Annotated in this window: 26 protein-coding genes; 8 read left to right on the top strand and 18 right to left on the bottom strand. The window is 72.3% G+C overall.

Annotated elements, in window-relative coordinates; genetic code table 11:
- The first annotated feature begins 120 nt into the window (after positions 1 to 120).
- A complete protein-coding gene (locus ACQPY4_RS13475) occupies positions 121 to 1,179 on the top strand; it encodes a S1 family peptidase (RefSeq protein WP_433336059.1) in 1,059 nt (352 codons plus the stop codon).
- A 91-nt stretch (positions 1,180 to 1,270) separates the two neighbouring features.
- On the opposite strand, the gene ACQPY4_RS13470 is transcribed toward ACQPY4_RS13475, so the two are convergent.
- From ACQPY4_RS13470 to ACQPY4_RS13425, 10 genes are all read right to left on the bottom strand, one after another.
- Positions 1,271 to 1,945, bottom strand: a complete 675-nt coding sequence (locus ACQPY4_RS13470) for a response regulator (protein ID WP_433336057.1) — start codon at positions 1,943 to 1,945, stop codon at positions 1,271 to 1,273.
- The gene (locus ACQPY4_RS13465; protein ID WP_433336055.1) at positions 1,942 to 4,455 is read right to left on the bottom strand and encodes a DUF4118 domain-containing protein; all 2,514 of its coding nucleotides are present in this window, start codon (positions 4,453 to 4,455) and stop codon (positions 1,942 to 1,944) included. The genes ACQPY4_RS13470 and ACQPY4_RS13465 overlap by 4 nt, the downstream gene beginning before the upstream one ends.
- Before the next feature lie 59 nt (positions 4,456 to 4,514).
- Positions 4,515 to 5,192 carry a response regulator gene (locus tag ACQPY4_RS13460; protein ID WP_433336053.1) on the bottom strand — a complete coding sequence of 226 codons (678 nt, stop codon included), beginning with the start codon at positions 5,190 to 5,192 and terminating at the stop codon, positions 4,515 to 4,517.
- The gene (locus ACQPY4_RS13455; RefSeq protein WP_433336051.1) at positions 5,189 to 6,046 is read right to left on the bottom strand and encodes a potassium-transporting ATPase subunit C; all 858 of its coding nucleotides are present in this window, start codon (positions 6,044 to 6,046) and stop codon (positions 5,189 to 5,191) included. The genes ACQPY4_RS13460 and ACQPY4_RS13455 overlap by 4 nt, the downstream gene beginning before the upstream one ends.
- Position 6,047: 1 nt before the next feature.
- Complete coding sequence (gene kdpB / locus ACQPY4_RS13450) at positions 6,048 to 8,201, bottom strand: potassium-transporting ATPase subunit KdpB (RefSeq protein ID WP_433336049.1); 2,154 nt, start codon at positions 8,199 to 8,201, stop codon at positions 6,048 to 6,050.
- Positions 8,201 to 9,862 carry a potassium-transporting ATPase subunit KdpA gene (kdpA, locus tag ACQPY4_RS13445; RefSeq protein ID WP_433336047.1) on the bottom strand — a complete coding sequence of 554 codons (1,662 nt, stop codon included), beginning with the start codon at positions 9,860 to 9,862 and terminating at the stop codon, positions 8,201 to 8,203. Before kdpA ends, kdpB begins: the two co-directional genes overlap by 1 nt.
- Positions 9,863 to 9,952: a K(+)-transporting ATPase subunit F gene (gene kdpF, locus ACQPY4_RS13440; RefSeq protein ID WP_433336045.1), complete on the bottom strand. Its 90-nt coding sequence runs from the start codon at positions 9,950 to 9,952 to the stop codon at positions 9,863 to 9,865.
- On the bottom strand, positions 9,949 to 10,080 hold the full coding sequence (locus ACQPY4_RS13435; RefSeq protein ID WP_433336043.1) for a hypothetical protein: 132 nt from the start codon (positions 10,078 to 10,080) through the stop codon (positions 9,949 to 9,951). The genes kdpF and ACQPY4_RS13435 overlap by 4 nt, the downstream gene beginning before the upstream one ends.
- A 90-nt stretch (positions 10,081 to 10,170) precedes the next feature.
- Positions 10,171 to 11,487 (bottom strand): diaminopimelate decarboxylase, encoded by a 1,317-nt coding sequence (gene lysA / locus ACQPY4_RS13430; protein WP_433336041.1) that lies wholly within the window; start codon positions 11,485 to 11,487, stop codon positions 10,171 to 10,173.
- On the bottom strand, positions 11,484 to 11,750 hold the full coding sequence (locus tag ACQPY4_RS13425; protein WP_433336039.1) for an SAV_915 family protein: 267 nt from the start codon (positions 11,748 to 11,750) through the stop codon (positions 11,484 to 11,486). Before ACQPY4_RS13425 ends, lysA begins: the two co-directional genes overlap by 4 nt.
- A gap of 139 nt (positions 11,751 to 11,889) precedes the next feature.
- Here ACQPY4_RS13425 and ACQPY4_RS13420 point away from each other — a divergent pair, with 139 nt between their 5' ends.
- Positions 11,890 to 12,594 (top strand): PIG-L deacetylase family protein, encoded by a 705-nt coding sequence (locus tag ACQPY4_RS13420; protein WP_433336037.1) that lies wholly within the window; start codon positions 11,890 to 11,892, stop codon positions 12,592 to 12,594.
- A gap of 193 nt (positions 12,595 to 12,787) precedes the next feature.
- Here ACQPY4_RS13420 and ACQPY4_RS13415 read toward each other — a convergent pair whose 3' ends face one another.
- Entirely contained in the window at positions 12,788 to 13,612 is an 825-nt protein-coding gene (locus tag ACQPY4_RS13415; RefSeq protein ID WP_433336035.1) for a DUF3710 domain-containing protein, read from the bottom strand.
- A gap of 3 nt (positions 13,613 to 13,615) precedes the next feature.
- Complete coding sequence (gene dut, locus ACQPY4_RS13410; protein ID WP_433336033.1) at positions 13,616 to 14,092, bottom strand: dUTP diphosphatase; 477 nt, start codon at positions 14,090 to 14,092, stop codon at positions 13,616 to 13,618.
- A 217-nt stretch (positions 14,093 to 14,309) separates the two neighbouring features.
- Here dut and ACQPY4_RS13405 point away from each other — a divergent pair, with 217 nt between their 5' ends.
- The 3 genes from ACQPY4_RS13405 to ACQPY4_RS13395 are packed head-to-tail and all read left to right on the top strand — an operon-like array spanning position 14,310 to position 15,498.
- Positions 14,310 to 14,594 carry a DUF6412 domain-containing protein gene (locus ACQPY4_RS13405; RefSeq protein WP_433336031.1) on the top strand — a complete coding sequence of 95 codons (285 nt, stop codon included), beginning with the start codon at positions 14,310 to 14,312 and terminating at the stop codon, positions 14,592 to 14,594.
- 43 nt (positions 14,595 to 14,637) lie between these two features.
- On the top strand, positions 14,638 to 15,327 hold the full coding sequence (locus ACQPY4_RS13400; RefSeq protein ID WP_433336029.1) for a YidC/Oxa1 family membrane protein insertase: 690 nt from the start codon (positions 14,638 to 14,640) through the stop codon (positions 15,325 to 15,327).
- 15 nt (positions 15,328 to 15,342) lie between these two features.
- The gene (locus ACQPY4_RS13395; protein ID WP_433336027.1) at positions 15,343 to 15,498 is read left to right on the top strand and encodes a hypothetical protein; all 156 of its coding nucleotides are present in this window, start codon (positions 15,343 to 15,345) and stop codon (positions 15,496 to 15,498) included.
- A gap of 39 nt (positions 15,499 to 15,537) precedes the next feature.
- On the opposite strand, the gene ACQPY4_RS13390 is transcribed toward ACQPY4_RS13395, so the two are convergent.
- Positions 15,538 to 17,091 (bottom strand): endonuclease/exonuclease/phosphatase family protein, encoded by a 1,554-nt coding sequence (locus ACQPY4_RS13390; protein WP_433336025.1) that lies wholly within the window; start codon positions 17,089 to 17,091, stop codon positions 15,538 to 15,540.
- A 208-nt stretch (positions 17,092 to 17,299) separates the two neighbouring features.
- Here ACQPY4_RS13390 and ACQPY4_RS13385 point away from each other — a divergent pair, with 208 nt between their 5' ends.
- Positions 17,300 to 18,580, top strand: a complete 1,281-nt coding sequence (locus ACQPY4_RS13385; protein WP_433336023.1) for a cytochrome P450 — start codon at positions 17,300 to 17,302, stop codon at positions 18,578 to 18,580.
- A gap of 90 nt (positions 18,581 to 18,670) precedes the next feature.
- Here ACQPY4_RS13385 and ACQPY4_RS13380 read toward each other — a convergent pair whose 3' ends face one another.
- From ACQPY4_RS13380 to valS, 5 genes are all read right to left on the bottom strand, one after another.
- Positions 18,671 to 19,744: an acyl-CoA dehydrogenase family protein gene (locus tag ACQPY4_RS13380; RefSeq protein WP_433336021.1), complete on the bottom strand. Its 1,074-nt coding sequence runs from the start codon at positions 19,742 to 19,744 to the stop codon at positions 18,671 to 18,673.
- Positions 19,741 to 20,928, bottom strand: coding sequence for an acyl-CoA dehydrogenase family protein (locus ACQPY4_RS13375; protein WP_433336019.1), 1,188 nt, complete (start codon positions 20,926 to 20,928; stop codon positions 19,741 to 19,743). The genes ACQPY4_RS13380 and ACQPY4_RS13375 overlap by 4 nt, the downstream gene beginning before the upstream one ends.
- A 76-nt stretch (positions 20,929 to 21,004) precedes the next feature.
- Positions 21,005 to 21,889: a metal-dependent hydrolase gene (locus ACQPY4_RS13370; RefSeq protein WP_433336017.1), complete on the bottom strand. Its 885-nt coding sequence runs from the start codon at positions 21,887 to 21,889 to the stop codon at positions 21,005 to 21,007.
- A 65-nt stretch (positions 21,890 to 21,954) separates the two neighbouring features.
- Positions 21,955 to 22,863, bottom strand: coding sequence for a hypothetical protein (locus ACQPY4_RS13365; protein WP_433336015.1), 909 nt, complete (start codon positions 22,861 to 22,863; stop codon positions 21,955 to 21,957).
- 56 nt (positions 22,864 to 22,919) lie between these two features.
- Complete coding sequence (gene valS, locus ACQPY4_RS13360) at positions 22,920 to 25,454, bottom strand: valine--tRNA ligase (RefSeq protein ID WP_433336013.1); 2,535 nt, start codon at positions 25,452 to 25,454, stop codon at positions 22,920 to 22,922.
- 229 nt (positions 25,455 to 25,683) lie between these two features.
- Between valS and ACQPY4_RS13355 the strand changes: the two genes are divergently transcribed.
- Both ACQPY4_RS13355 and ACQPY4_RS13350 read left to right on the top strand, forming a co-directional pair.
- Positions 25,684 to 25,971 (top strand): DUF4235 domain-containing protein, encoded by a 288-nt coding sequence (locus ACQPY4_RS13355; protein WP_433336011.1) that lies wholly within the window; start codon positions 25,684 to 25,686, stop codon positions 25,969 to 25,971.
- A gap of 44 nt (positions 25,972 to 26,015) precedes the next feature.
- Positions 26,016 to 26,642, top strand: coding sequence for a maleylpyruvate isomerase family mycothiol-dependent enzyme (locus ACQPY4_RS13350; protein WP_433336009.1), 627 nt, complete (start codon positions 26,016 to 26,018; stop codon positions 26,640 to 26,642).
- Position 26,643 lies beyond the last annotated feature (1 nt).

The following is a 26,643-nucleotide window of genomic DNA, read 5'->3' as shown; positions in this document are numbered from 1 at the left end:
CGCATGTGAACGTCCGCTTCGTGTGGACCCTACCCAACGTGTCAGCGCGAGCGGGCGACCCGCCATCACCCCGAGAGGCCGCCGCCACCTACAGGTGACCGGCGGTGAAAGGTGGTCACAATGAACCGTCGCTCCCCCCTGAGGCGTCTGGCCCTGCCCGCACTGGGTGCCGCGGCCGTGATGTCGTTCCCCGCGTTCGCCGCGATCCCGGCGGCGGCGCAGGCGCCGTCCGCTCCCGTCGTCAAGCAGGTCGAGTTCTCCCAGAACACGCTGGCCGCCCAGCTGGCCGACCGGCTCGGCGACCAGAACGCGGGCGCCTATGTCGACGGCGCCGGGACGCTCGTGGTCAACGTGACCAGCCCCGCCGCCGTCCAGCAGGTCGAGGCCGCCGGGGCCAAGGCCCGCGTGGTCGACGACAGCCTGCGCTCCCTGAACGCCTCCAAGTCCTCGCTCGACCGGTTCGCGGGCACCGCGGCCACGGCCGGGCTGTCCTGGGGCGTCGACGTCATCTCCAACTCGACCGTCGTCAGCGTGCCCAAGGGCGACAACGACGCCGCCACCGCCGCGTTCGTGAAGCGCGCCCGTTCCGTCAGCGACAACGTGCGGATCCAGCGCGTGGCCGCGGCGCCGCGCCTGGTGCTCGTCCCCGGTGACGCGATCTACACCGGCGGCTCGCGCTGCTCGACGTCGGCCTTCGGCGTCGCGGGCGGGACGACCTACCTGATGACCGCCGGGCACTGCACCAACATCGGCTCCACCTGGACGGCCGCGGGCGGCCAGACCATCGGCAACCGCGTGCTCAGCAGGTTCCCCGGCGACGACTACGGGACGATCCGGGTGACCGGCTCGGTGACGACCAGCAACGCCCAGCTCACCCAGGTCGGCCGTCCGCCGGTCGGCTCCTCGATCCAGAAGAAGGGCTCCACGACCGGCACGACCTCCGGCACGATCCGCGGCTACGACCGCACGGTGAACTACGCCGAGGGGGCCGTCCGGCAGATGATCGAGACCACCGCCTGCGTCCAGCCCGGTGACAGCGGCGGCTCGCTCCAGAGCGGCAGCACCGCCATCGGGATCACCTCCGGCGGCACCCGCGGCAGCTGCACGTCCGGCTTCCAGTCGTTCTTCCAGCCGCTGGACGAGGCCCTCCAGGCTCAGGGCGCGACCCTGAAGCGGTAACGGCCTCAACCCCCAGAACACGCAGGGCTCCCACCCCACCGGGAGCCCTGCACGTGTTTTAACGTCAAGTCAGATGACCTTAAAAATCTGGTCATGCTTCAAAGCGATAGCCCATCCCCGGCTCGGTGATGAGATGGCGGGGGTGCGCGGGATCGGGTTCGAGCTTGCGCCGCAATTGCGCCAGATAAACGCGCAGGTAGTTGGTCTCCTTCTCGTAGGAGGGCCCCCAGACCTCGCGCAGCAGCTGCTTCTGGCCCACCAGCCGGCCCGACTCGCGGACCAGCACCTCAAGGATGTGCCACTCGGTCGGGGTCAGCCGCACGTCGGCGCCGTCGCGGCTCACCTTCTTGGCCGCCAGGTCGACGGTGAAGGCGTCGGTGCGCACCACCGCCTCCTCCCGGGCGGGCGCCGAGCGCCGGACGGCCGCGCGCAGCCGGGCCAGCAGCTCGTCCATGCCGAACGGCTTGGTCACGTAGTCGTCGGCGCCGACGTCGAGCGCCGCGACCTTCTCGGCCGAGGCGTGCCGCGCCGACAGCACGATGATCGGCACGCTCAGCCAGCCGCGCAGCCCGGTGATGACCTCGGTGCCCTCCAGGTCGGGCAGGCCGAGGTCGAGCAGGATCACGTCCGGGTGGTGCCGGGCCGCCAGGTCGAGCGCCGAGCGCCCGTCCGGGGCGGTGTCGACCTCGTAGCCGCGCGCCCTGAGGTTGATCCGCAGCGCGCGGACGATCTGCGGCTCGTCGTCGACGACGAGGACTCGCGTCACCTGTGCCCCTCCCGGTCGGCCGGTGGCAGGCCGAAGACCATGGTCAGCCCTCCCCCGGGTGTGTCCTCCGGATGCAGCGTCCCGCCCATGGCCTCGGTGAACCCCCGGGCCACCGCCAGCCCGAGCCCGACGCCGTCGCCCCGGGGCGCGTCGCCGAGCCGTTGGAACGGTGCGAACATCCGGTCTTTCACATTGTCGGGCACGCCGGGCCCTCGATCGACGACGCGGACCTCCACGCGACCCGGTTCCTGCCCCGGGGGAAGCTCGCTGGCGGTCACCAGGACCGGTTCCCCGCTGTGACGGACGGCGTTCTCCACCACGTTGGCCAGGGCGCGCTCCAGCAGCCCCACGTCGGCCAGCACCTCCGCCAGGCCCTCGGGAACCTCGACCCGTACGCGGCCGTCCGGGACGCCGGCCAGCGCCGGGGGCAGCACCTCCTCGACCGGCACCGGCCGCAGCAGCGGTGTCACCACCCCCGTTTGCAGGCGGCTCATGTCCAGGAGGTTGCCGATCAGGCCGTCCAGCCGGTCGGCCGATTCCTCGATGGAGGCCAGCAGTTCGGCCTCGTCCTCGGGGTCGAAGTCCACGTCGGTCGCGCGCAGCCCGCTGACCGACGCCTTGATCGAGGCCAGCGGGGTGCGCAGGTCGTGGGAGACGGCCGCCAGCAGCGCGGTGCGGATCTTGTTGCCCTCCTCCAGGCGCCGGGCGCGCGCGGCCTCCTCGGCCATCCGCCGCCACTCCAGCACCGCCTCGGCCTGCGAGGCGAACGCCGAGAGCACCCGGCGGTCGGCGGCGGGCAGCACCCGCCCGCACAGGGCCAGGACGCGGTCCTCCCCCGCCCCGGCCTCGACCTCGGCGCCGTCCGGGCTGCCCGGCGGCTCGGGGCCGGTGGACCCGACGACCGTCCAGCCGTCGCCGGAGCGTTCCAGCAGCGAGACCGACCGCACGCCGAACGTCTCGCGCACCCGCTCCAGCAGCGCGGGAAGCGCCTTCTCCCCCCGCAGCACGCTCGTGGCAAGCAGGCTGAGGGTCTGCGCCTCTGCGGCGCTGCGGGCCGCCTCCCGGGTGCGGCGGGCGGCCAGGTCGACCACCGACGAGACGGCCACCGCGACCGCCACGAAGACCGCCAGGGCCAGCGCGTTCTCCGGCTCGGCGATGGTGAGCGTGTGCACCGGCGGGGTGAAGTACCAGTTGAGCAGCAGGAACCCGGCCACGGCCGCCGCCATCGCGGGCCACCGGCCGCCGACCAGCGCGACCACCACCGTCCAGGCCAGGAAGAGCAGCAGGTCGGTGTTGAGGCCGAGATCGGGAAGGCCGAGCACCGCCGCCAGGACCAGCGGCCCGACCAGCGCCAGCAGCCACCCGTACACCCGGCGCCGTACGCTCAGCGGGCTCCCCGCCTCGCGCACCGGGCCCCGCCCCTTGCCGACGTGCTCGTGCGTCACCAGATGGACGTCGATGTCGCCGGACTCGCGCGCCACCGTGGCGCCCACCCCGGGCCCGAACACGAACTGCCAGCCGCGGCGGCGGCTCGACCCCAGCACGACCTGGGTCGCGTTCACCCCGCGGGCGAACTCCAGCAGCGCCGAGGGGACGTCGTCGCCGACGACCTGGTGGTAGGTGCCGCCCAGATCCTCGACCAGGGCCCGCTGGCGCGCCAGCGCCCGGCCGGACCCGCCGTCGGCCAGGCCGTCGCTCCGGGTCGCGTGGACGGCCAGCAGGTCGGCGTGCCCGGCCCGGGCGGCGATCCGCGCCGCCCGCCTGATCAGCGTCTCGCCCTCGGGCCCGCCGGTCAGCGCCACGACGATCCGCTCCCGCGCCTCCCACGGGCGGGTGATGCCGTGCTGGTCGCGGTAGCGGGCCAGCCCCTCGTCCACCCGGTCGGCCAGCCAGATCAGCGCCAGCTCGCGCAGCGCGGTCAGGTTGCCGACCCGGAAGTAGTTGGCCAGCGCCGCGTCGACCTTCTCGGGGGCGTAGACGTTGCCGTGCGCCATCCGGCGCCGCAGCGCCTCCGGCGTCATGTCGACCAGCTCGATCTGCTCGGCCCGCCGCACCACCGCGTCCGGCACGGTCTCGCGCTGCGCGACGCCGGTGATCCGCTCCACGACGTCGTTGAGCGACTCCAGGTGCTGGACGTTCACGGTCGAGATCACGTCGATGCCCGCGTCGAGGATCTCCTCGATGTCCTGCCAGCGCTTCTCGTGGCGCGACCCGGGGACGTTGGTGTGCGCGAGCTCGTCGACCAGCGCCACCATCGGGCGCCGGGCGATCACCGCGGCCACGTCCAACTCGGTGAAGGCCGCGTCGCGGTACTCCAGCGTCCTGCGCGGCACGACCTCCAGGCCGTCCAGCAGCTCGGCCGTCCTGGCCCGGCCGTGCGTCTCCACGAACCCGGCGACCACGTCGGTGCCGCGCTCGCAGCGGCGGCGGGCCTCGGCCAGCATGGCGTAGGTCTTGCCCACCCCGGGCGCCGCGCCGAGGTAGACGCGCAGCGTGCCCCGTGCCCCCACGGTGATCGCCTCCCCGGATGTGAGATGCCCTCTGCGGACCGCGCGGAATCTCCCGGCCCTCACGGCTCGAACCGGTAGCCCATGCCGGGTTCGGTGATCAGATGGCGCGGGCTGGACGGGTCGTCCTCGAGCTTGCGCCGCAGCGAGGCCAGATAGACCCGAAGGTAGTGGGTCTCCTGGAGATGGGCGGGCCCCCAGACCTCGGCCAGGATCCGGCGCTGCGCGATCAGCCGTCCCGGGTCGCGCACCAGCAGCTCCAGGATCGCCCACTCGGTCGGCGTGAGGTGGACCGCGCGGCCGCCCTCGCCCGTCACGGTCTTGCGGGCCAGGTCGACGGTCCACGGCCCGAGGGCGACCTCCGGGTCGGCGCCGTCCGCCGGGGCCCTGCGGGTGATCGCGCGCATCCGGGCCAGCAGCTCGTCCACGCCGAACGGCTTGGTCAGGTAGTCGTCGGCGCCCGCGTCCAGCGCCTGGACCTTGTCGTCGCTCTCCGCGCGGCCGGACAGCACGATGATCGGGACCGTGCTCCAGGCCCGCAGGCCCCTGATCACCTCGACCCCGTCCAGGTCGGGCAGCCCGAGATCCAGGAGGACCAGGTCGGGATGCCATCCGGCGGCCCGGGCGAGGGCCAGGGCGCCGTCCCGCGCGACCGCGACCTCGTAGTCGCGGGCCCGCAGGTTGAGCCGCAGCGTCGCCAGGATCTGCGGCGAGTCGTCCACGACCAGGACGCGCGTCATCGCTCGTCCAGGGCCGCGTTGAGCCGCAGGACGTTGACCCGCCGCTCGCCCATGAAGCCCAGGCCCCGGCCCATCGTGGCGTCCTTCACCAGCCGCTCCACCACCGCCGGGGCCAGCCCCCGCGCGCGGGCGACCCGCGCGACCTGGAGCCGCGCGTATTCGGGGGAGATGTCCGGGTCAAGGCCGCTGCCGCTCGCGGTGACGGCGTCGGCCGGGACGGCGGGCCTGGCCGGGGCGTCGCCCCTGATCGGGACGACCAGCCCCGCGGCGTAGTCCTCGCCCTTCCGGGCCGGCTCGACCCGTGTGCCCTTGTAGGTGGTGACGAAGGGGGCCTTCACTGTGCCCTGTCGCTCGTTCAGGCTGACCACCCGGGTCGGGTGCGGGACGACGCCGTCCTTGGTCCGGGCGCCGAACACCGCGAGCACCGCGCCGGCCCCGCCCTTGGTGCAGTAGGGGCGCGAGCCGTCCACTCCTTCGAGTTCGCCCACGGCCTTGCTGCGCGCGCAGACCTGGGTGAGCAGGCTCGGTTCGTCCCCGTCGACGATGTTCTCGGGACCGAGGTTGCTCGCCGAGGTCGAGGTGGGGTCGTAGCCGTCGCCCGCGCTGGACGGCCGGCTCTGGAAGTATCGGCGCAGCGGGGCGCCGTCCTTGCCGGTGAAGGACTGGCCGATCAGCTCGCTGCCGACTCGCCTGCCCTTCACCTCGATGAACGAGCCGTCGGCCCGGTCGTCCAGACCGGGGACGCGTCCGGCGGCGAACACCGCCAGCGGATAGATGACGCCGAGCAGCAGGGTGAAGACGAGCAGCGCGCGCAGCGCCGCAAGGTGCTGCCGGATCCAGGTGGGCATACGCATGTCAGGACATCCCCGGGAGGAACTGGACGATCAGGTCGATGAGCTTGATGCCGGCGAACGGGGCGGCGATCCCGCCCAGCCCGTAGACGCAGAGGTTGCGCGTCAGCAGGTCGGACGCGCCGCCGGGCGTGTACTTCACGCCGCGCAGGGCCAGCGGTATCAGCGCGACGATGACCAGCGCGTTGAAGACGACCGCCGACAGGATCGCCGACTGCGGGCTGTGCAGGCGCATGACGTTGAGCGCGTCCAGGCCGGGGAACAGCCCCACGAACAGCGCCGGGATGATCGCGAAGTACTTGGCGATGTCGTTGGCGATCGAGAAGGTCGTCAGCGCGCCGCGCGTGATGAGCAGCTGCTTGCCGATCTCGACGATCTCGATGAGCTTGGTGGGGTCGGAGTCCAGGTCGACCATGTTCCCGGCCTCCTTGGCGGCCGAGGTTCCGGTGTTCATCGCGACCCCGACGTCGGCCTGGGCCAGCGCGGGCGCGTCGTTGGTGCCGTCCCCGGTCATCGCGACCAGGCGGCCGCCGTCCTGCTCCTTCCTGATCAGGGCCAGCTTGTCCTCGGGCCTGGCCTCGGCCAGGAAGTCGTCCACTCCGGCCTCGTCCGCGATCGCCTTGGCCGTCAGCGGGTTGTCCCCGGTGATCATCACGGTCCTGATGCCCATCCGGCGCATCTCGTCGAACCGTTCCCGCATGCCCTCCTTGACGACGTCCTTGAGGTGGATGACGCCCAGCACGCGGGTCGCGCCGGCCACCTCCTCGCCGACCACCAGCGGCGTGCCGCCCGAGGCCGAGACCCCGTCGACCAGCGCGCCGAGCGAGGCCGGGACGGTCCCGCCGCGCTCGCGGACCCAGTCCGCCACGGCCGCCGCCGCTCCCTTGCGCAGGAGCCGCCCGTCCACGTCGACGCCGGACATGCGGGTCTGCGCCGTGAACGGCACCCAGGTGGCGTGCGTGAGCTCCCCGGGGGTGCGTTCGCGCAGGCCATAGCGCTGTTTGGCGAAGACCACGACGGAACGGCCCTCGGGGGTCTCGTCGGCGAGGCTCGACAACTGGGCCGCGTCGGCCAGGTCGTCCTCGCTCACGCCGTCCACCGGCAGGAACTCGGCCGCCTGCCGGTTCCCGAGCGTGATCGTGCCGGTCTTGTCGAGCAGCAGAGTGTCGACGTCGCCCGCGGCCTCGACCGCGCGGCCGCTCATCGCCAGCACGTTGCGCTGGACGAGCCGGTCCATCCCCGCGATGCCGATCGCCGACAGCAGCGCCCCGATGGTGGTCGGGATCAGGCACACCAGCAGCGACACCAGGACGACGCCGGTGACGCCGTTCGCGTCGAGCGCGAGGGAGTCGGCCACGCCCGGGTTGTAGCCCTTGGAGTAGATCGCCATCGGCTGGAGGGTGGCGACCGCCAGCAGGAAGACGACCGTCAGCGCGGCCAGCAGGATGTTCAGCGCGATCTCGTTGGGCGTCTTCTGCCTGCTCGACCCCTCGACCAGCGCGATCATCCGGTCGATGAACGACTCGCCGGGACGCTGGGTGATCTTCACGACGATGCGGTCGGACAGCACCCTGGTCCCGCCGGTGACCGCCGACCGGTCGCCGCCCGACTCGCGGATGACCGGGGCCGACTCCCCCGTGATCGCCGACTCGTCCACGCTGGCGATGCCCTCGACGACGTCGCCGTCCCCGGGGATGATCTGGCCCGCCTCGACCACCACATGGTCGCCCTGGCGCAGGTCGGGGGCGCCGACCTGCGCCTCGGCGGCGTCGGTGCGTCCGGGCGTCCAGCCGGTCAGGCGGCGGGCCGTGGCGTCGGTCCTGGCCCTGCGCAGCGAGTCGGCCTGCGCCTTGCCGCGCCCTTCGGCCACGGCCTCGGCCAGGTTGGCGAAGACGACCGTCAGCCAGAGCCAGACCACGATCAGCCAGGCGAAGACCGACGGGGCGAGCGCGGCCAGGACGGTAGTCCACAGCGCGCCGATCTCGACGATCAGCATCACCGGGTTGCGCCACAGGGTGCGCGGATCGAGCTTGCGGACGGCGTCCGGCAGCGATCTGACCAGCTGCGCGGGGTCGAGCAGGCCGCCGCGGACCTTGCCGCCGCCGGATGAGGGAGGTCGGGGCGCCGAGCTCGGCGCGTCGAGAGTCTGGGTTGCCATCAGTGGATTCCTTCGGCCAACGGTCCGAGCGCGAGCGCCGGGAGGAAGGTGAGCGCGACCAGGACGACGGTCACGCCGACGACCAGGCCGACGAACTGCGGCCGGTGCGTGGGGAGCGTGCCCTCCGACGCCGGGGTCCGCCCCTGACGGGCCAGCGACCCGGCCAGCGCGAGGACGAAGACGATCGGCAGGAAGCGGCCGAACGCCATACACAGGCCGAGCGCGGTGTCGTACCAGACGGTGTTGACCGTCAGGCCCGCGAAGGCCGACCCGTTGTTGTTGGACGCCGAGGTGAACGCGTACATGATCTCGCTGAGACCGTGCGCGCCCCCGTTGAGCATGCCCGCCCTGCCGCTCTCGGTCGCGATCGCGGCGGCGGTCCCGGTGAGCACCAGGATCGGCGTGATCAGGAAGTACATTGCCGCGAACTTGATCTCGCGGGTGCCGATCTTCTTGCCGAGGTACTCGGGGGTGCGGCCGACCATCAGCCCGGCGACGAAGACCGTGATCACGGCGAGCACGAGCATCCCGTACAGCCCGGCGCCGACACCGCCCGGCGCGACCTCGCCGAGCATCATGGTGAACATCGTGACCATGCCGCCGAGGCTGGTGTAGGAGTCGTGGAAGGAGTTCACGGCCCCGGTCGAGGTCAGCGTGGTCGCCCCCGCGAACGTCGCGGAGTTCGCCACCCCGAACCGGGTCTCGACGCCCTCCATCGACGCGCCGACGGCCGTGGGAACGGTCCCGTGGTGCATCAGCTGGAAGGCGTTGACCAGCGCGATGCTCACGATCGCGATGGTCGCCATCACGGCGGCGATCGCGTGGCCCTGCCGGTTCTGCCCGACCATCCGGCCGAACGTCCGGCACAGCGCGAACGGGATCGCCAGGATCAGGAAGATCTCCAGCCAGTTCGTCCAGGTGGAGGCGTTCTCGAACGGGTGGGCGGAGTTGGTGTTGTAGAACCCGCCGCCGTTGGTGCCGAGCTCCTTGATGACCTCCTGGCTCGCCACCGGACCGCCGGTGATCCGCTGCTCGCCGCCGACCAGCGTGGTGACGGTGTGCCCGTCCCCGAAGTTCTGGATCACACCCCCGGCGACCAGCACGATCGCGCCCACGAAGGCGATCGGCAGCAGGACGCGGACCGTCCCCCGGGTCAGGTCGACCCAGAAGTTCCCCAGCCGATCGGTCTTCCCGCGGGCGAACCCGCGCACCAGCGCGATCGCCACGCACATGCCGACCGCGGCCGACACGAAGTTCTGCACCGCCAGCCCGGCCATCTGCACCAGGTGGCCCATGGTCGACTCGCCCGAGTACGACTGCCAGTTGGTGTTGGTGACGAAGCTGACGGCGGTGTTCCACGCCTGGTCCGGCTTCACCGGGTCGCGGCCGAGCGAGAGCAGCAGCCGGTCCTGCACGCGCTGGAACCCGTACAGGAGCAGGACGCCGACCACTGAGAACGCCAGCACGCCGCGCGCGTAGGCGCCCCAGGTCTGCTCGGCCTCCGGCTTCACCCCGATCAGCCGGTAGATCACACGCTCGAGGCGAGCGTGCCTGTCACCGCTGTAGACGCGGTACATGTAATCGCCCAGGGGCCGGTAGACCACGGCCAGGGCGAGCACGAGGGACCCGATGAAGATGATCCCCGCGACGGTCGTACTCATCTAGAAGCGCTCCGGGAACAAGAGGGCGGCGATCAGGAAGCCGATCAGACCCGCGGCCAGGACCAGGCCGACGGCGTTCTGCGCGGTCACAGCTTCTCCACGCCCTTCACCAGCAGGCCGAGCAGGGCGAAGACCGTCACGGTCAGCAACACGAAAGCGATGTCGCTCATGGATGGAACTTCCTCTGTCTGGACAAGCACCCCGTTCAGGGCGCTCATGGAGTAAAACGCCTGATAGCAGCCATCCCGGCCCTCCTTGACGCCTTCTTAGCGCCCCCGCCTCCCGCCTTAACACCGCCCTGACGGCGCTCACCCGAGATCGCGGCGGAGGAGGTCCTCTTCGGTCTCGCGGCGGACCAGCAGGCGGGCGCGGCCGTCGCGGACGGCGACCACGGGAGGGCGGCGGACGAGGTTGTAGTTGGACGCCATCGAGTGGTGGTAGGCGCCCGTGCAGGGCACGGCGAGGAGGTCGCCGGGACGCAGGTCGGCGGGCAGGGACGCCTCGCGCACCAGGACGTCGCCCGCCTCGCAGTGGCGCCCCACGACCGTGGCGCGGCGCTCGCCGCCCGGGGCCCTGCGGCCGATCATCCGCACCGTGTAGCGGGCCCCGTACAGGCTCGGACGGGGGTTGTCGCTCATGCCACCGTTGACGGCGACCGTCAGGCTCCCGGCCAGGCCGTGCTTGACGCTCACCACCCGATAGACGGTGACCCCCGCGCGGGCCACGATCGAGCGTCCGGGCTCGATCGTGATCCTCGGGACGGGCAGCCGGTGCAGCGCGCAGGCGTCCGCGACGGCCCGGTTCAGGCGGGAGGCCAGCTCGGCCGGGTCGAGGGCGCGCTCGCCGCCCTCGTACGGCACGCCGAACCCGCCGCCCAGGTCAAGTTGCGGGAGCGTGACGCCGTGTTCCTCGCGGATCGCGGCCAGCAGGCCGACCATCCGCCGCGCGGCCTCCTCGAACGCGGCCGGGTCGGTGATCTGCGACCCGATGTGGCAGTGCAGGCCGCGCAGGTCGAGGCGGCGCTGCGCCAGCGCCCGGCGGACCGCCTCGGCGGCGGCGCCGGAGGCCAGCGAGAACCCGAACTGCTGGTCGTCGGTGCCGGTGGAGATCGACTTGTGGGTGCCGCCGTCCACGCCGGGCGTGACCCGCACCAGCATCCGGGGACGCAGCGCGCGGTCGGCCAGCGCGCCGAGCCTGGCGATCTCCTGGAACGCGTCCACGACGATCCTGATCCGTCCGCCCCCGTATGACAGGGCGGCCCCGAGATCCTCGGGGGTCTTGGCGTTGCCGTGCATCAGGATCCGCTCGGCCGGGAACCGCGAGGCCCGCGCCACGGCCAGCTCCCCCGCCGAGCACACGTCCAGGGACAGCTTCTCCTCCTCCACCCACGACGCCATCGCCCGGCACAGGAACGCCTTGCCCGCGTAGGCGACCTCGCCGTGCCGGAAGGCGCCGCGGAACGCCCGGCAGCGGAGCCGGACGTCGGCCTCGTCCACCACGTGGACGGGCGTGCCGAACCGTCCGGCCAGGGCCGCGAGGCCCACGCCGCCGACCGCGACGTCGCCGTCCAGGCTTGGACGCGTCCCCGAGGGCCACACCGCGCGCTCCGGCGCGACGGTCCTCATGCGCTCAGGGCGGGCATCAGGGGCCTCGGGGAGACCAGCATCGGGTCGACCCGGATCCGTCCGATCCCCATCTGCCGCAGCGTCGACCGCAGCGCCGGCTCGGCCATCTCGATCCAGGGCTGCTCCGGGCCCAGGACGGCGCGCAGCCGGTCCCGCGCCGTGAAGGCGATCCCGCACCGCTCGCCGCCGGAGTCCAGGCGCCCCGTCCGCAGGACGGCCGCGCCCCCGCACACCCGCACCGGGACGATTAACAACTCGCTCACCAGGCCATTCCTTCCGTGAACCATCGGACGGGCTCACGGTAGGCACGCGGCCGGCCGGACGGCCGTCTTCCCTACGCGTCCCATACGCGCGACGCGGGATCCCTCACGCGCCCCTAACAAGATCGGACACAATGAGGGCATGGAACCGGTACCTGAGGACTGGGAACGGGCGCTGGCGATCGTGGCCCACCCCGACGATCTGGAGTACGGCGCGTCGACGGCCGTCGCCAAGTGGACGTCCCAGGGCAAGACCGTGACGCAGGTCCTGGCCACCCGGGGCGAGGCCGGGATCGACTCGATGGACCCCGACAAGGTGCGCGCCCTGCGCAGCGTCGAGCAGGTGGAGGCCGCGCGCGCCGTCGGGGTGGAGAACGTGGAGTTCCTCGACCTGCCCGACGGGACGCTGGAGTACGGCCTCCCGCTCCGCCGCGAGCTGGCCGCCGTGATCAGGCGGCACCGTCCCGAGGTGGTGATCTCGCTCAACTTCCGCGAGACCTTCGAGGGCGACGCGGGCTTCAACATGGCCGACCACCGCGTCCTCGGCCTGGCCGTGGCCGACGCCGTCCGCGACGCCGCCAACCGCTGGGTGTTCCGCGACCTCGGCACCGAGCCCTGGCAGGGCGTCCGCTTCGCCCTGTTCGCCGGCTCGCCCAGGAACACCCACTACGTGGACGTCACCGGCCACCTGGCGGCCGGGATCGCCTCCCTGAAGGCCCACCGCGTCTACTTCGACAACCTGGGCGCCGACTTCGACCCCGAGGACTTCCTCGGCGGCCTGGCCCGCCGCACCGGCGCGGCCGCGGGCGTCGAGCACGCCATGGCCTTCGAGCTCATCGAACTCTGACACGCGCCGGAATCGCGGCGCGTCTCCGGCGGTTCCCGCGGCTCCTCGGCCGACCGTGAACCCGCGGAAAGCAGAAACCCGCCGCGTCTCGCGTCTTCTCGGTCGGCCGGGCACGGTTCGACCGCGCGGGCGTTGACCCGTGGAAAGCGGAAACCCGCCGCGGTTCGGGCGGCGGGTTTCCGTGCGTCTGGGGTCAGCGGACCTCGGTGATCTCGGGGCCGCGCTCGAACGGGTTGAACGTCTCGACGTTCTCCTCGTCCTCGTCCTCGGCGGCCTCGCTGAACTCCTTGGGCACCTGGAGCTCCAGCAGGTCGCGCGGGGGCATGGGGGCGTCGCCGCGGACGATCACCACGCCGCGCAGGACGTCCTCGAGGACCTGCCACTGCTCCTCGTCCTCGATCGCGGCGCCCTGCACCACGGCCTGGAGGAACCAGCGGGGGCCGTCAACGCCGATGAACCGGATGATCTGCGGGGCCCAGCCCTGCTCGATGAACTCGGCGGGGATCGACTCGCGGACGTCCTGCGGCATCTCCGCGAGGACCTCCTCGGTCAGCGCGGCGGGGATCATCGCCAGCAGCTCGGGGCCGAACGGCCCGTCGCCCTCCTGGGTCTGGCCCCCGGCCTCCTCCGTGATGTCCTTGGCCGTCTCACGCCGCACGTCCTCCCAGATGCCGCTGCGCTTGGGCGCGGCGAACACCTGGAGCTGCATGGCGCTCTCCTCGTACTGCACCAGCACCGCCACGGGGCGCCCGTCGAGGGGGTTGCCCTCGTCGTCGACCTCGGTGGCCTCGAAGTTGACCTGGAAGCCCAGCCCGGGCGCCACCGGCACCTGGAGGGAACCGAAGTCGAGCCGCTGGAGCTCGGGGAAGGAGTCCTCGGAGTCCCAGGGGCCGCCCTCGGCCGGGGCCGCGGCTTCCTCCTCGGCCTCCTCGGGGGCCTCGTCCACCGCCTCGGCCTCGTCGGTCAGCTCGGGCTCGGTGGCGGGCTCATCTGCCTGCCGGCGACGTCCAAAAGCCACGACTCACACTCCTTCTTCACTGTGCTCATTATCCGCGAACCCGCCCGTGGAGCCGAATCCGTCGGTACCCCGGGCCGAGCCGGGAAGCCTGGTGACCTCGTGGAAGACCGCCTGCGCCACCCGCTGGACCACCATCTGCGCGACGCGGTCGCCCCGCCGCAGCCGGACGGTGGTGCGGGGGTCGGTGTTCAGCAGGGTCACCTTGATCTCACCCCGATAGCCGGCATCGACCGTACCGGGTGCGTTGACGATGGTCACCCCCAACTTAGCGCCCAAACCCGAACGGGGGTGAATGAAGGCCGCGTAGCCCTCCGGCAGGGCGATCGCCACCCCCGTAGGCACCACGGCGCGCTCTCCCGGGGGCAGTTCGACGTCCACGGCGGTCACCAGGTCGGCCCCCGCGTCGCCCGCGTGGGCGTAGGACGGCAGGGGCAGCTCGGCGTCGAGCCGCTCGATGAGGACGTCGACCTTCTCACTCACGGGATTCACCTCACGCTAGGGTCACCGGACCGGCCCCGTCACCGTACCGAGGGGCCGTCCGGCAGGGCCGCAGCCCGGCGCACCAGGCGAGTCCGGCCCTCCACGCCGCGACCCTACCCGCCCCCGCGCGATGCCCCTCCCGACCCGAACCCGCTTCCCCGAAGTTCACCCGTCGTTCCGCCGGGAACCTCCCGGGACGCCGGGCCGTCGTAGAGGCGTGACGGTCCTCGCGACGCTGTTCGCCGCCCTGGCGCGGCTGCTCGGCGTCGCCGACCTCACCTCCGGCCAGGGCGCCGTGCTGGCCCTGACCGCGCTCACCGTCGCGGGCCTGCTGTGCCTGGCCGCCGTCCCGGCCCTTCCCGGCTTCGCCACGACGCCCGCCCAGGTGAGGACGACCCTGCGCGAGCGGACCCTGCGCACGGCCTTCCTGCCCCAACGCGACCCCGACGCGGACGGACGCCCCCGTCCGCGGGCCCCGGGAGCGGAGATCCCGGCCGCCTGAGCGGCCCACGCCACCCGATCTCTCCTCTCTCCCGGAAGGGCCCATGTTCCTCATCGATACTCCCGTGTCCGCCGCCCACGATCTGGTCTCGGCGCTGGCCTCCACCCTGGAGCCGGTCGCCGGCGGTCTCGCCACGGCCGGGGCGATCATCGTCTTCACGGTGGCCGTCCGGCTCCTGCTGAGCCCCCTCGCCGTCGCGCAGGCACGCGGCGAGCGGGCCCGCGCCGCCCTCATGCCCAAGATGCGGGCGCTGCACGCCAGGCACGCCAAGAACCCCGAGCGCCTCCGCCGGGAGCTGGCCGACCTCTACGCGTCCGAGGGCGCCTCCCCGATGGCGGGCTGCCTGCCGTCCCTGGCCCAGCTCCCGTTCTTCTTCGTCATGTACCGCCTGTTCGTCTCGGCCTCGGTGGCCGGTCACCCGAACCTCCTGCTGGCCCACACCCTCTTCGGCGCCCCGCTGGGCCAGAACCTGATCGGGGTGCTCGGCGCGGGCCTGTTCTCCGGCCCCGCCCTGGTCTTCCTCGTCCTGCTCGCCCTCCTGGCCACCGTCGCCTGGTGGACGTCACGCCGCCTGACCGTCGAGGGCCCCCTGAAGCCGTTCGTCCGGCTGCTGCCCTTCGCCACGGTCGCCTTCGCCGCCTTCGTCCCGTTGGCCGCCGCGCTCTACCTCCTCACCACGACCACCTGGACGGCCCTCGAACGCACGATCCTCCAGCGTCCCGCGACCGCCTGAGGAAGGAGGCGAAGCATGACCGGAGGCGCGGAGCGTACTCGGCAGGACGAGCGCGACCGGCTCGCCGAGCTGATCGCCGCCATCGAAGCGGAGAACGGCCCGGCCGACCCGGCGGCGGTCGCGGAGAAGCGGGCCGTGTTCCGGGCGGCGCGGGCAAAACAGGCGAGGTGACGCGGTGCCGGGCCGGTGGCCCGGCACCCCGTCACGGTGTCAGGTGAGGCGGAAGGTGGTGAGGACGGCTCGGTGGTCGGAGGTCCACTCGTTGTTCTCGTGGTCGGGGTCGGGGCGCGGGGTGCCGGTCACAAGGGCGGTGGACGAGGTGACGGTGAGGTTTCCGGCGTAGCGGACGACGTCGATGCGGTCCTGCGGCTCGGGCTCGCCCTTGTGGGAGTCGTAGCCGTAGCCCCCGGTGAACGTCGGGAAGATCGGCGACCAGGTGTCACCCGGGTGGCGGGCCGGGTCGGGGTGGGCGACGCGGTAGGAGTCGACCAGTCCGGCCTGCTCGGGGAGCACCGAGGTGGGCCAGGGGAAGCTCGCGTAGCCGCAGTGCCGGGACGCCGTCGCGGCGGTGTAGTCGCGGTGCGAGGGGGCGTTGGTGTCGCCGGTGAGCAGGACGGGCGTGGTCTCGCGGTTCGCGATGTCGCCCGCCATCGCCTTCAGGATGTTCTTGATCTGCGGGGTGCGGCCCGACTGCTCCTCGCGGGCGAGCAGCTGCTGCTCGTTCATCTTGCCGAAGCACATGTCGTACGGCCCGTAGGGGTTGTAGCCGAGGTGCATGTTCCACAGGGAGATCTGGCGGTCGCCGGTGTCGTCCACCCGGATGCGGGCGTTGAGGCCCGCCAGGCCGCTCTGCGAAGGGTGGGCGCCGCGCGCGGCGATCGGGTAGCGGCTGATGATGCCGAGCGAGTAGCCGCCGTCGAAGTAGTCCCAGCCGAGGGCGGTGGCCAGTTCCCTGGCCGAGGTGCTGCTCTGCTCTTGGAGCCCGACGGCGTCCACGTTCTGGTCGAGCAGGAACCGCAACTGCTTCTCGCGTCCGTTGGTCACCCGGGAGCCGCCGTGCCAGAGGTTGAAGCTCAGCACCTTCAGCGTCGGGACGTAGGCCGTCCCGGTGGGACGGACGGGGACGCGCACGCCCGTGGTGGCGCGCTTGCCCGCGGTGTCGGTGACCTCGGCGGTGATCTGGTCGGTCACGGCGCCGGAGTTCGCGGGCGGGGTGCCGCCGACGCGGCCGTCGGCGGCGACCGTGACCCACGCGGCGCCGCTGACCTTGCGGAAGGTGTAGCCGGGACGTCCGCCGCGCGCGAGCCCGCCGATCGTGGCCTGGTAGGCGGCACCGGCGCGGGCGTTGCGGAGCGGGACGCTCCCGGTGACGAACCGCAGCGCGCTGCCGTCGGTGATCGTCAGTTTGACGGGCTGCGCCAGCCACTCGTAGCCGTCCTTGGCCAGGAAGTAGACGATGTGCGGCCCGGCCGAGAGCCCGGTGGTCGGCAGCGTGGCGGTGCCGTCGCCCTTGCCCGCGTAGACCCACTTCAGGGACGGCCCCACGTACTCCTGGTTCACCGGCCCGTTGCCTGGGTCGGTGTAGAGGCCGAGCCAGTTGGCGGCGTCGGGCCGGGGCGTGGAGTAGGTGATCTGGATCGGGTCGCCGGCCTTGACGGTGGTGGACGCGAGCGTGAGCGTGCCGTCGGGCGCGGCGCTCGCGGGCGGGCCGGGGACGGCCACCAGGGCCGCGACGATCGCCACGAGGGCGAGGAGCCGTTTCATGGAGGGGATCTCCTCAGACGGGGGGTGGGGCGCGCCGTGAACGTACCAACGGCCCGCGGACGGCACCATTTCCCCCAGGCGTCCAGCTCATGGACAAATGCGCTCCAGGTATGGGACAAATCGCGGGAGCGGCCTTGACGCCTCCGGTACGGGTGGTTTCGATGGAAACCGAACGGAATTCTGGCAAGGCGCGGAGAGGGGCTCCCCGGTGACCACGGCGCTCGAACCGACCGTCGACCTGTCGGACCTGCTGTTCTGGGCCCGCCCGCCGGGCGAGCGCCTGACGGCGTTCGCCGCGCTGCGGGAGCTCGACCACCCGGCCTTCTTCCACGAGCTCAAGCTGCCGTTCATCAAGGAGGGGCGCGGCTACTACGCGCTGGCCCGGCACGCCGACGTGGTCGAGGCCAGCCGCACCCCCGAGGTCTTCAGCAGCGAGCCGTGCTCCAACAGCATCGCCGACCTGCCCGGCTACATGGCCCGCTACTTCGGCTCGATGATCAACATGGACGATCCCCGGCACGCCAAGATCCGGCGGATCGTCTCGCGCGCGTTCACCCCGAGGGTGCTGGCCAAGCTCCAGACCGACCTCCAGGCGACCGCCGTCCGCATCGTCGAGGACGTCGCGGCCGAGGGGCCGGGCGACTTCGTCACGCAGGTCGCGGCGCGACTGCCCGTCCGGGTCATCTGCGACATGATGGGCATCGCCGCGAGCGACCACCGGATGGTCTACGACCGCACCAACATCATCCTGGGGATCGGCGACTCCGAGTACACCGGCGGCCACGAGTTCGCGCGCGACGGGATCACCCGCACCGGCGTCCTGTACGGCCTGCTGAAGGCCATGACGGCCGGGTACGAGCTCAACCACCTGGCGATGAAGCTGGCCAGGCGCCGCCGCCGCGAGCCCGGCGACGACCTGGTCTCGGCGCTGGTGACCGCGAACGTGGACGGCGAGTCGCTCACCGACCAGGAGATCGGCTCGTTCTTCATCCTGCTGGTGGTCGCGGGCAACGAGACCACCCGCAACGCGATCGCGCACGGCCTCAAGCTGCTCACCGACAACCCGGCCCAGCGCGAGCTGCTGCTGTCGGACTTCGAGGCGCACATCCCCGGGGCGGTCGAGGAGATCGTCCGGATGGCCACCCCGGTGATCCAGTTCCGGCGGACGGTGACCCGGCCCCACGTCATGAACGGCCACCGTTACCAGACCGGCGACAAGGTGCTGCTGTTCTACAACTCGGCCAACCGCGACGCGGCGGTGTTCGAGAACCCCGACACCTTCGACATCACCCGCTCCCCGAACCCGCACGTCGGGTTCGGGGGGCCGGGCCCGCACTTCTGCATGGGCGCCAACCTGGCCCGAAGCGAGATCACCGTGATGTTCCGCGAGCTGCTCACCCGCTTCCCCGGCATCCGCGCGACGGCCGAGCCCGACTACCTCTACTCGAACTTCATCAACGGGATCAAGCACCTCCCGTACACCTACTAGGGCGTGTCCGGTGGATCTTGTTCGCCGCGAGCGGCGTCCAGGTGCGTGCCTGGGCGTCGCGCAGCCGATCGAAGATCCACCGGACACGCCCTAGGGCATCAGTCCGAGACGGTCGGCCAGGCGGGCGCGATGGTGGCGTGGGGGTCCGAGGAGGAGCTCGGCGCTCTTGGCGCGCTTGTAGTACAGGTGCGCGTCGTGCTCCCAGGTGAACCCGATGCCGCCGTGCAGGAGCAGGTGGTCCCTGGCGACCTGGAAGTAGGCGCGGCCCAGGTACGACTGGGCGAGGGCGGCGGCGACGGGGAGCTCGTCCGGGCTCTCGTCGGCGGTCCAGGCGGCGTACCGGACGACCGACTCGGCCTGTTCCAGCACGCAGTGCATGTCGGCCAGCCGGTGCTTGACGCCCTGGAACGAGCCGACATAGCGGCCGAACTGCACGCGGAGCTTGGCGTAGCCGACGATGGCGTCCAGGCAGCGCCGCAGGCCGCCGAGCTGCTCGGCGGCCAGCGCCACCGCGGCCAGGTCGAGCGCCCGCCCGGCCGCCGTCGCGGGGCCGATCCAGCGGGCGGGCGTGGCGTCGAAGGTCAGCGTGGCCTGGGGACGGGTGAGGTCGAGGGTCGTCAGCGGGGTGCGGGTGAGGCCGGGCGCGGCGCCGTCCACCGCGAACAGGCCCGCGCCCTCGTCCGTGGCGGCCGTGACGAGGATCAGCCCGGCGTCCGCTCCGGCGAGGACGCGCGGCGCCGTCCCGGTGAGCGCGCCGCCCCGCGCCTCGGGCCGGGGGTCGCCCGCGATCGGGACGGCGAACGTCGCGACCGTGGTGCCGTCGGCGACGCCCGGCAGCAGGTCCTCGGCGGTCTCCTCGGCGTCCAGCAGCACGTTCGCCGCCAGGACGGCCGAGGCCAGGTACGGGACGGGCGTCAGCGCGGCCCCCAGCTCCTCCATGACGACGGCGACCTCGGCGTGCCCGGCGCCCGAGCCGCCGCGGTCTTCGGGGACGGCGAGCCCCGCCAGCCCCATCCCGCCGGTCAGGCGCGTCCAGACCGCCGCGTCGTGGGACTCGTCCGACTCGGCGATCTCGCGCACGCGCGCCATCGGCGCGGTGCCGGCCAGCAGGGCCCGGACGGACGCCGCGAGGTCCTTCTGCTCGTCGGTGCGGATCAGCTTCACCGGCCGGCCTCCTCGGCCTGGGTGCCGACCTTCAGGTCGCGAAAGGGGATCGCGCGGTCGACCTGCGGCTCGCGGGGCAGCCCGAGGACGCGGTCACCGATGATGTTGCGCATGATCTCGCTGGTGCCGCCGCCGAGCGCCATCCCGGGTGCCCAGGAGAGGGCGGCGGCGATCGTGCCGTCGTCGTCGTAGGCGACGGTCTCGGGGCCGAGGATCTCGGTGGCCGCGTCCGCGCCCGCCAGCGTCAGGTCCGAGAGCAGGAGCTTGGCGACCGAGCCCCGGGCGCCGGGCTGGATCCCGGCCTTGATCTCCTGGGAGAGCCGGGCGTTGAACAGGTCGAACGCCCGTTCCCTGAGGTAGAGGTCCACTAGGAGGTCGCGCACGGCCGGGTCGGCGAGCAGCCCGCGCCCGCGGGCGGCGGCCGCCAGGGCCGCGAACGAGGCCGGACGCTCGGTGCGCGCGGCGCCCGTCCCGATGGAGACGCGCTCGTGCAGCAGCGTGGTGACGGCGGCGGACCAGCCCTCGTTCACCTCGCCGACGATCCGGTCGGCGGGCACCCGGACGTCGTCGAAGAAGACCTCGTTGAAGTGCGACTCGCCCGTCATGTCGCGCAGCGGCCGGACGGTCACGCCCGGGTCGTGCATGTCGATGATGAACATCGTGATGCCGCGGTGCTTGGGCAGGTCGACGTCCGTCCGGGCGATGAGCAGCCCGAGGTCGGCCTGGCGGGCGACCGACGTCCAGACCTTCTGGCCGTTGACCACCCAGGCGTCGCCGTCGCGGACCGCCCGGGTCTGGAGCGAGGCCACGTCCGATCCCGCGCCGGGCTCGGAGAACATCTGGCACCAGATCTCCTCGCCGCGCAGCAACGGCTCGATGTAGCGGCGCTTGTGCTCCTCGGTGCCGATGGACAGCAGCGTGGGCCCGCACATGCCGAGGCCGATGCCGAAGACCCCGATCGGGAGGGCGAAGCCCCGGGCGGCCTGCTGGAAGGCCCGTTCCTCGGCGGCGGTGAGGCCCTGGCCCCCGTATTCGGCGGGCCAGGTGATGCCGGAGTAGCCGGCGTCGTGGAGGCGGGCCATGAAGGCCCGGGACGCCGCGAGGCCCGCATCGCGCGGCAGGTCGCGGGCGTTCGCCTCCAGCCAGGCCGAGGCCCGGCGCGAGTACTCCTGCGGGTCCGTCACGGGGCGGCTCCTCGGGGACGCGGGAGATCAGTGACCACTTACGCTAGCAGGCGGCCGCCCGAAACAGAATCCCGTTCTAGCGAGGCTCGTACCCCGCCGCCAGCGCCGCCGGGGACGTCGCCAGGTAGTCCAGCGCCTTCTGTGTGGAGCACTCCCCCGACGGGTGGTAGTCGCGCCGCAGATACGACCGCGCGGCCGCGACCATGAACCGGTTGCTCGGGAACAGGCCCCGCCGCACCGCGCGCCGGTAGTCGCGGATCCTCGGCCGCACCCCCGAGAGCGTCGGGTCGGCCCGGCACAGGAAGACCGCGCCGAGATAGACCGCCAGCGGCATCGCCAGCACGCCGAGGAAGAAGGAGATGAAGCGCGTCCAGTACCGGCCCGTGATGCGCTGGTACACGTCGAAGGCCACCGAGCGGTGCTCGACCTCCTCGGCGCCGTGCCAGCGCAGCAGGTCCATCATCGTGGGGTCGGCGCCGGCCTCGTCCAGCTCGCGGGCGTCCAGCACCCACTGCCCCAGCACGGCCGTGTAGTGCTCGATCCCGGCGATGATCCCGACCCTGACCTTCATCCACTCCCGCCGCGACAGCGGGATCGGCGGACGGTCGCCGAGCAGGTGGGTGAACAGCCACTCGATCCGCAGGGTCAGCGGCCGGGGATCGAGCCCGTTGGCGCGCATCTGCCGGTCGAGGACGCCCTGGTGCGAGTAGGCGTGCACGGCCTCCTGCCCCATGAAGCCCTTGACCTCCTTGAGGAGGCGCTCGTCGTCGCGGATCAGGGGCAGCGCCTGCTTGTACACGTGGACGAACCATCGCTCGCCCGCGGGCAGCAGCAGATGCAGGACGTTGATGAAATGCGTGGCCACCGGCTCGCCGGGGATCCAGTGCAGCGGGGTGTCGTCCCAGTCGAACTTGACCCGCCTCGGCGTGATGACCGGGTGCCTCTCGTCGAGCTCGCCCATCCCCGCTCCCCGCGACTCGCCATATTGGACTTGTTATCCAATATGGTCGGACGGGCCGCCCGCCGTCAAGCGCGGTCGCGCACCTCGGCCAGCGCGTCGGCGGCGAACGCGGAGATCTCGCGGTCCATCTCCACCGCACGGCGCAACCACGCCTCGGCCTCGGCCAGGTCGCCCGCGTCCTTGGCCGCCATCCCGACCAGGTTGCAGGCGAACGCCGTCGCCTCCGGCCACGGCCCCTCGGCGACCATCCGCATCGCCAGGTCGACCGCCGCCGCGACCTCGTCGTCGGACAGGTCGCCGAGCAGCGTCCGCATCAGCTCGATCGCCGAGTCGCCGTCGTCGTCCACCTCGTACGCCCGCGCGTAGGCCCGGTCGGCGCCCTCGGTGTCGCCGCGCTCCTCCAGCAACCGGCCCAGCCGCATCCCGGCGCCCGCGATGGGCAGGCCGCTTCCCGCCTCCAGGACCCGGCGGTAGGCGGCGATCGCGCCCTCGGTGTCGCGCCGGTCGCCCTCCCACTCGTCCCCGCGGTTCTCCCGCCACGCGCCCAGGTTGTACCCGGCCACGGCGATCGCCTTGGCGTCGCCGATCTCCATCGCCCGCAGCCACAGCGCCTCGGCGCGGTCGTCGGCCCCCGACCGGGCGAAGTGCGCCGCCCGCGAGACCATCGCCGCCGCCGCGATCGGCGGCGGCGAGTGGTCCATGACCAGCTCCAGCGTCACCTGGGCGGCGATCGGGTCGTCGGCGTCGGAATGCGCGTGGTAGATCCGCAGCCCGAGACTGCCCGCCGCCCGGTGCTCGTCCGCGCCGAAGCGCCCCATCAGCTCCATCGCGCGGCCGAACTCCGAGCCCAGCGCCGCGACCGCGAACTCGGCCACCAGCTCGGATCCGCCGTGGGCGGCGCGCAGCTCGCGCAGCGCGCCCTCCCTGTCGCCCGCGTTCACCAGGTCACGAGCGACCCGCACGACCTCCGCCACTGACGCACCCCCAACGTGATCATTCCGAGCAGGATAAAGGGGACCGGCCCCGGGATTCAGCCGGTCGGCGCGAGCGTCACCTCGACCGTGAGACCGTCGGCGGCGTCCTCCAGCACCAGGTCGGCGATCCGGCCCGCGGCGATCAGGTCGGGCCCGGCGATGCGGGCCGTCCCGCCCCGGACCGTGGCGCGCTCGACATCGGCGCGCATCGACGCCCTGGCCTCGGACTTGGCCTTGCGGATCTGCCGGAGCGCCTCGGCCGTGGACGCCAGGACGGCGGGGTCGCCCTCCCCCGCGATCGGCCCCGGCCAGGGCGCCCGGTGCACCGAGCCCTCCCGCCACCAGGACCAGACCTCCTCGGTGACGAACGGCAGGATCGGCGCGAACAGCCGGAGCAGGGCCGACAGCGCCGTGCGCAGCGCGGCACGCGCCGAGGCCGCCTCGGCTCCCTCCCCGTATGCACGCGCCTTGACCAGCTCCAGGTAGTCGTCGCAGAACTCCCAGAAGAAGCGCTCGGTCCGTTCGAGAGCGCGTGTGTAGTCGTAGCCCTCGAACGCCTCGGTGGCGTCGGCGACGACGGCCGACAGGGCCGCCAGCATCGAGCGGTCGAGCGGCTCGGTGACCGGCGCGTCCGACGCCACGTCCCCCAGCCCCAGGACGAACTTCGAGGCGTTGAGGATCTTGATGGCCAGCCGCCGCCCGACCTTGATCTGCCCGGTGTCGAAGGCGGTGTCGGTGCCCGGACGCCCGTTGGCCGCCCAGTACCGGACGGCGTCGGACCCGTACTCGGTCAGCAGCCCGATCGGCGTGACGACGTTGCCCTTGGACTTGGACATCTTCTTGCGGTCGGGGTCGAGGATCCACCCGGACAGCGCGGTGTCGGTCCACGGCAGCGACCCGTGCTCCAGGTGGGAGCGGACGACCGTCGAGAACAGCCAGGTGCGGATGATGTCGTGACCCTGCGGGCGCAGGTCGAACGGGAAGACCCGCGCGAACAGGTCGGCGTCGCGCTCCCAGCCGCCGGCGATCTGCGGGGTCAGCGACGAGGTCGCCCAGGTGTCCATCACGTCGGGGTCGCCGGTGAACCCCTCGGGCTTGCCCCGCTGGTCCTCGCTGTAACCGGGCGGGACGTCGGACGACGGGTCGACCGGCAGCGCCGGCTCCGGCGGGACGATCGGCTCGTCGTAGACCGGCTCGCCCGAGGCGTCCAGCCGGTACCAGACCGGGATCGGCACCCCGAAGAACCGCTGCCGCGAGATCAGCCAGTCGCCGTTGAGGCCCTCGACCCAGTTCTCGTACCTGGCCCGCATGTACGGCGGGTGCCACGCCAGCTCACGCCCGCGCTCCAGCAGCCTCTCGCGCAGCGCCGCGTCGCGGCCGCCGTTGCGCAGGTACCACTGCCGGGTCGTGACGATCTCCAGGGGCTTGGACCCCTTCTCGTAGAACTTGACCGCCCGGGTGACCTTGCGGGGCTCGCCGTCCAGGTCGCCCGACTCGCGCAGCAGCTCGACCACGCGCTCCTTGGCCGAGAAGACGGTCTTGCCCGCCAGCTCCCCGTAAACGTCGGCCGGAACCCCCTGCGGCGCCTCGGCGGCCAGCCGCCCGTCCCAACCGACGACCGCCCGGGTGGGCAGATCAAGCTCGCGCCACCACGTGACGTCGGTGACGTCGCCGAACGTGCAGATCATCGCGATGCCGGTGCCCTTGTCCGGCTCGGCCAGCCGATGCGCGAGCACCGGGACCTCGACCCCGAACAGCGGCGTGCGGACCGTCGTCCCGAACAGCCCCCGATACCGCTCGTCCTCAGGATGCGCCACCAGCGCGACACACGCGGGCAGCAGCTCAGGCCGGGTCGTCTCGATGTGGACCGGCCCGTCGCTCCCGTGAAAGCGAATCTTGTAGAAGGCCCCGGGATGCTCCCGATCCTCCAGCTCCGCCTGTGCCACGGCCGTCCGGAACGTGACGTCCCACAAGGTCGGCGCCTCGGAAAGATACGTCTCCCCCCGCGCCAGATTCCGCAGGAACGCCCGCTGCGACGCGGCCCGGGAGACCTCACCAATCGTGGTGTAGAGGTGGTTCCAGTCGACCGACAGGCCGACCCGCCGCCACATCTCCTCGAACGCCTTCTCGTCCACGGCCGTGAGCCGCTCGCAGAGCTCGATGAAGTTCCGCCGGCTGACCGGCAGCTGCCGCGGGCCACCCCCACTTGCGTGGGGAGCAGGCTCTGCGAGCGGCTCGAACTCAGGATCGTACGGCAGGGACGGATCGCACCGGACGCCGAAGTAGTTCTGCACCCGCCGCTCGGTCGGCAGCCCGTTGTCGTCCCACCCCATCGGGTAGAAGACCTCCTGCCCCCGCATCCTCCGGTACCGCGCGACGGCATCGGTGTGGGTATACGAGAACACATGCCCGACATGCAGCGACCCGCTGACCGTAGGCGGCGGCGTATCGATCGAGAAAACCTCACCACGCTCCCGGCCGCGGTCGAACCGGTAGGTCCCCTCGTCCTCCCAGCGGCGTACCCACTTGTCCTCCAAGCCGTCCAGTGAGGGCTTGGGAGGAACGTCGGGAGTACGTGGCTGCGAAGTCATGAAGCAATGCTATTAACAACCGGCCGCACCACACGCGCATTAAACGGGGTCCAGGGGCAGAGCCCCTGGCGCGGGGCGCGGGGGCGCGGAGCCCCCGCCAAGGTCCGTGGCACCCGGAACGGAGCGCCAGCGGAGTGGAGGGCGACACGGACCGCCGGGGGGCGTGGGGGGTCGTCCCCCCACAAGCAGCACGGTAGCGTCGTGGTCAGCCGGACGACTGGAGGAAACGATGGCGGACAAGGGCGATCTCGGCTGGCGCGTCACGGCCGGCGCCGCGGCCTTCGCCGGCGGGTTCATCGCCAAGAAGGCGATCACGCTGGCGTGGAAGAAGAGCACCGGCAAGGAGCCGCCGACCAACCCCGAGTCACCGGAGGTCGCGCTGAGCGAGGCGATCGGGTGGGCCGTGATCATGGGCGTCGGCATGGAGGTGGCCCGGTTGCTGGCCACCCGCGCCGCCGCGCGCCAGTGGGCCAAGGGGACCGGCGAGCTGCCCTCGCACTTCAAGGCCGAGGTTTAGGCGAGCGCACCATTGGACGGGGGGTCCAGCAATGGACCTCCGGTGTGGCTGAGTATCGTGGCCGGTTCCTGAACTCTGCGAAGGGACCGGCCACGATGGGCTTCACGGGCGAGCTGATCGCCGAGCGTCATCGTCTGCTCGACACGGTCGAGGGGCTGACGGACGAGGAGTTCGACGCCGGTGCCACGCTGTGCTCCGGGTGGGCGCCGCGCGACGTCCTGGGCCATGTGGTGGGGCTGGATTACCTGGTCGGCTCGTACCTGCCCTACGGGCACCGCATCAACGCCGCCAACCAGGCGCAGGCCGACCGGGCGCGCCGCGTCTCGCGCGCGCGGCTGATGGAGTGGGCCCGGCACTGGGCCGCGAACCCGAGCCTCACCAGCCGGATGGGCGCCGGAATCCTGCTGGGCGACCTCGGCGTGCACCACCAGGACATCGTGCGCGGGCTCGGGCGCACGCGGCTGGTCCCCGACGCGGTCGCGACGGCGATCTTCTTCGAGGGGTTCCAGCTCAGCACGTGGCTGAACCGGCGGAACGTGCGGCACCGGCTGGTGCCCACCGACGGGCTCCGCCCCGTCGGACGTGGGCCTGAGGTACATGGGACGCGTGAGGCGCTGGGGATGTGGCTCAGTGGCCGCGACGGTGTCGCGGGTGAGCTCAAGTTCGGCTGAG

Origin of the sequence: Spirillospora sp. CA-294931, from assembly GCF_050946795.1 — a bacterium.
GTDB lineage: Bacteria > Actinomycetota > Actinomycetes > Streptosporangiales > Streptosporangiaceae > Spirillospora.
Note: the sequence above shows the minus strand (reverse complement) of the source record. Positions and strands in the feature narration are given on the sequence as shown.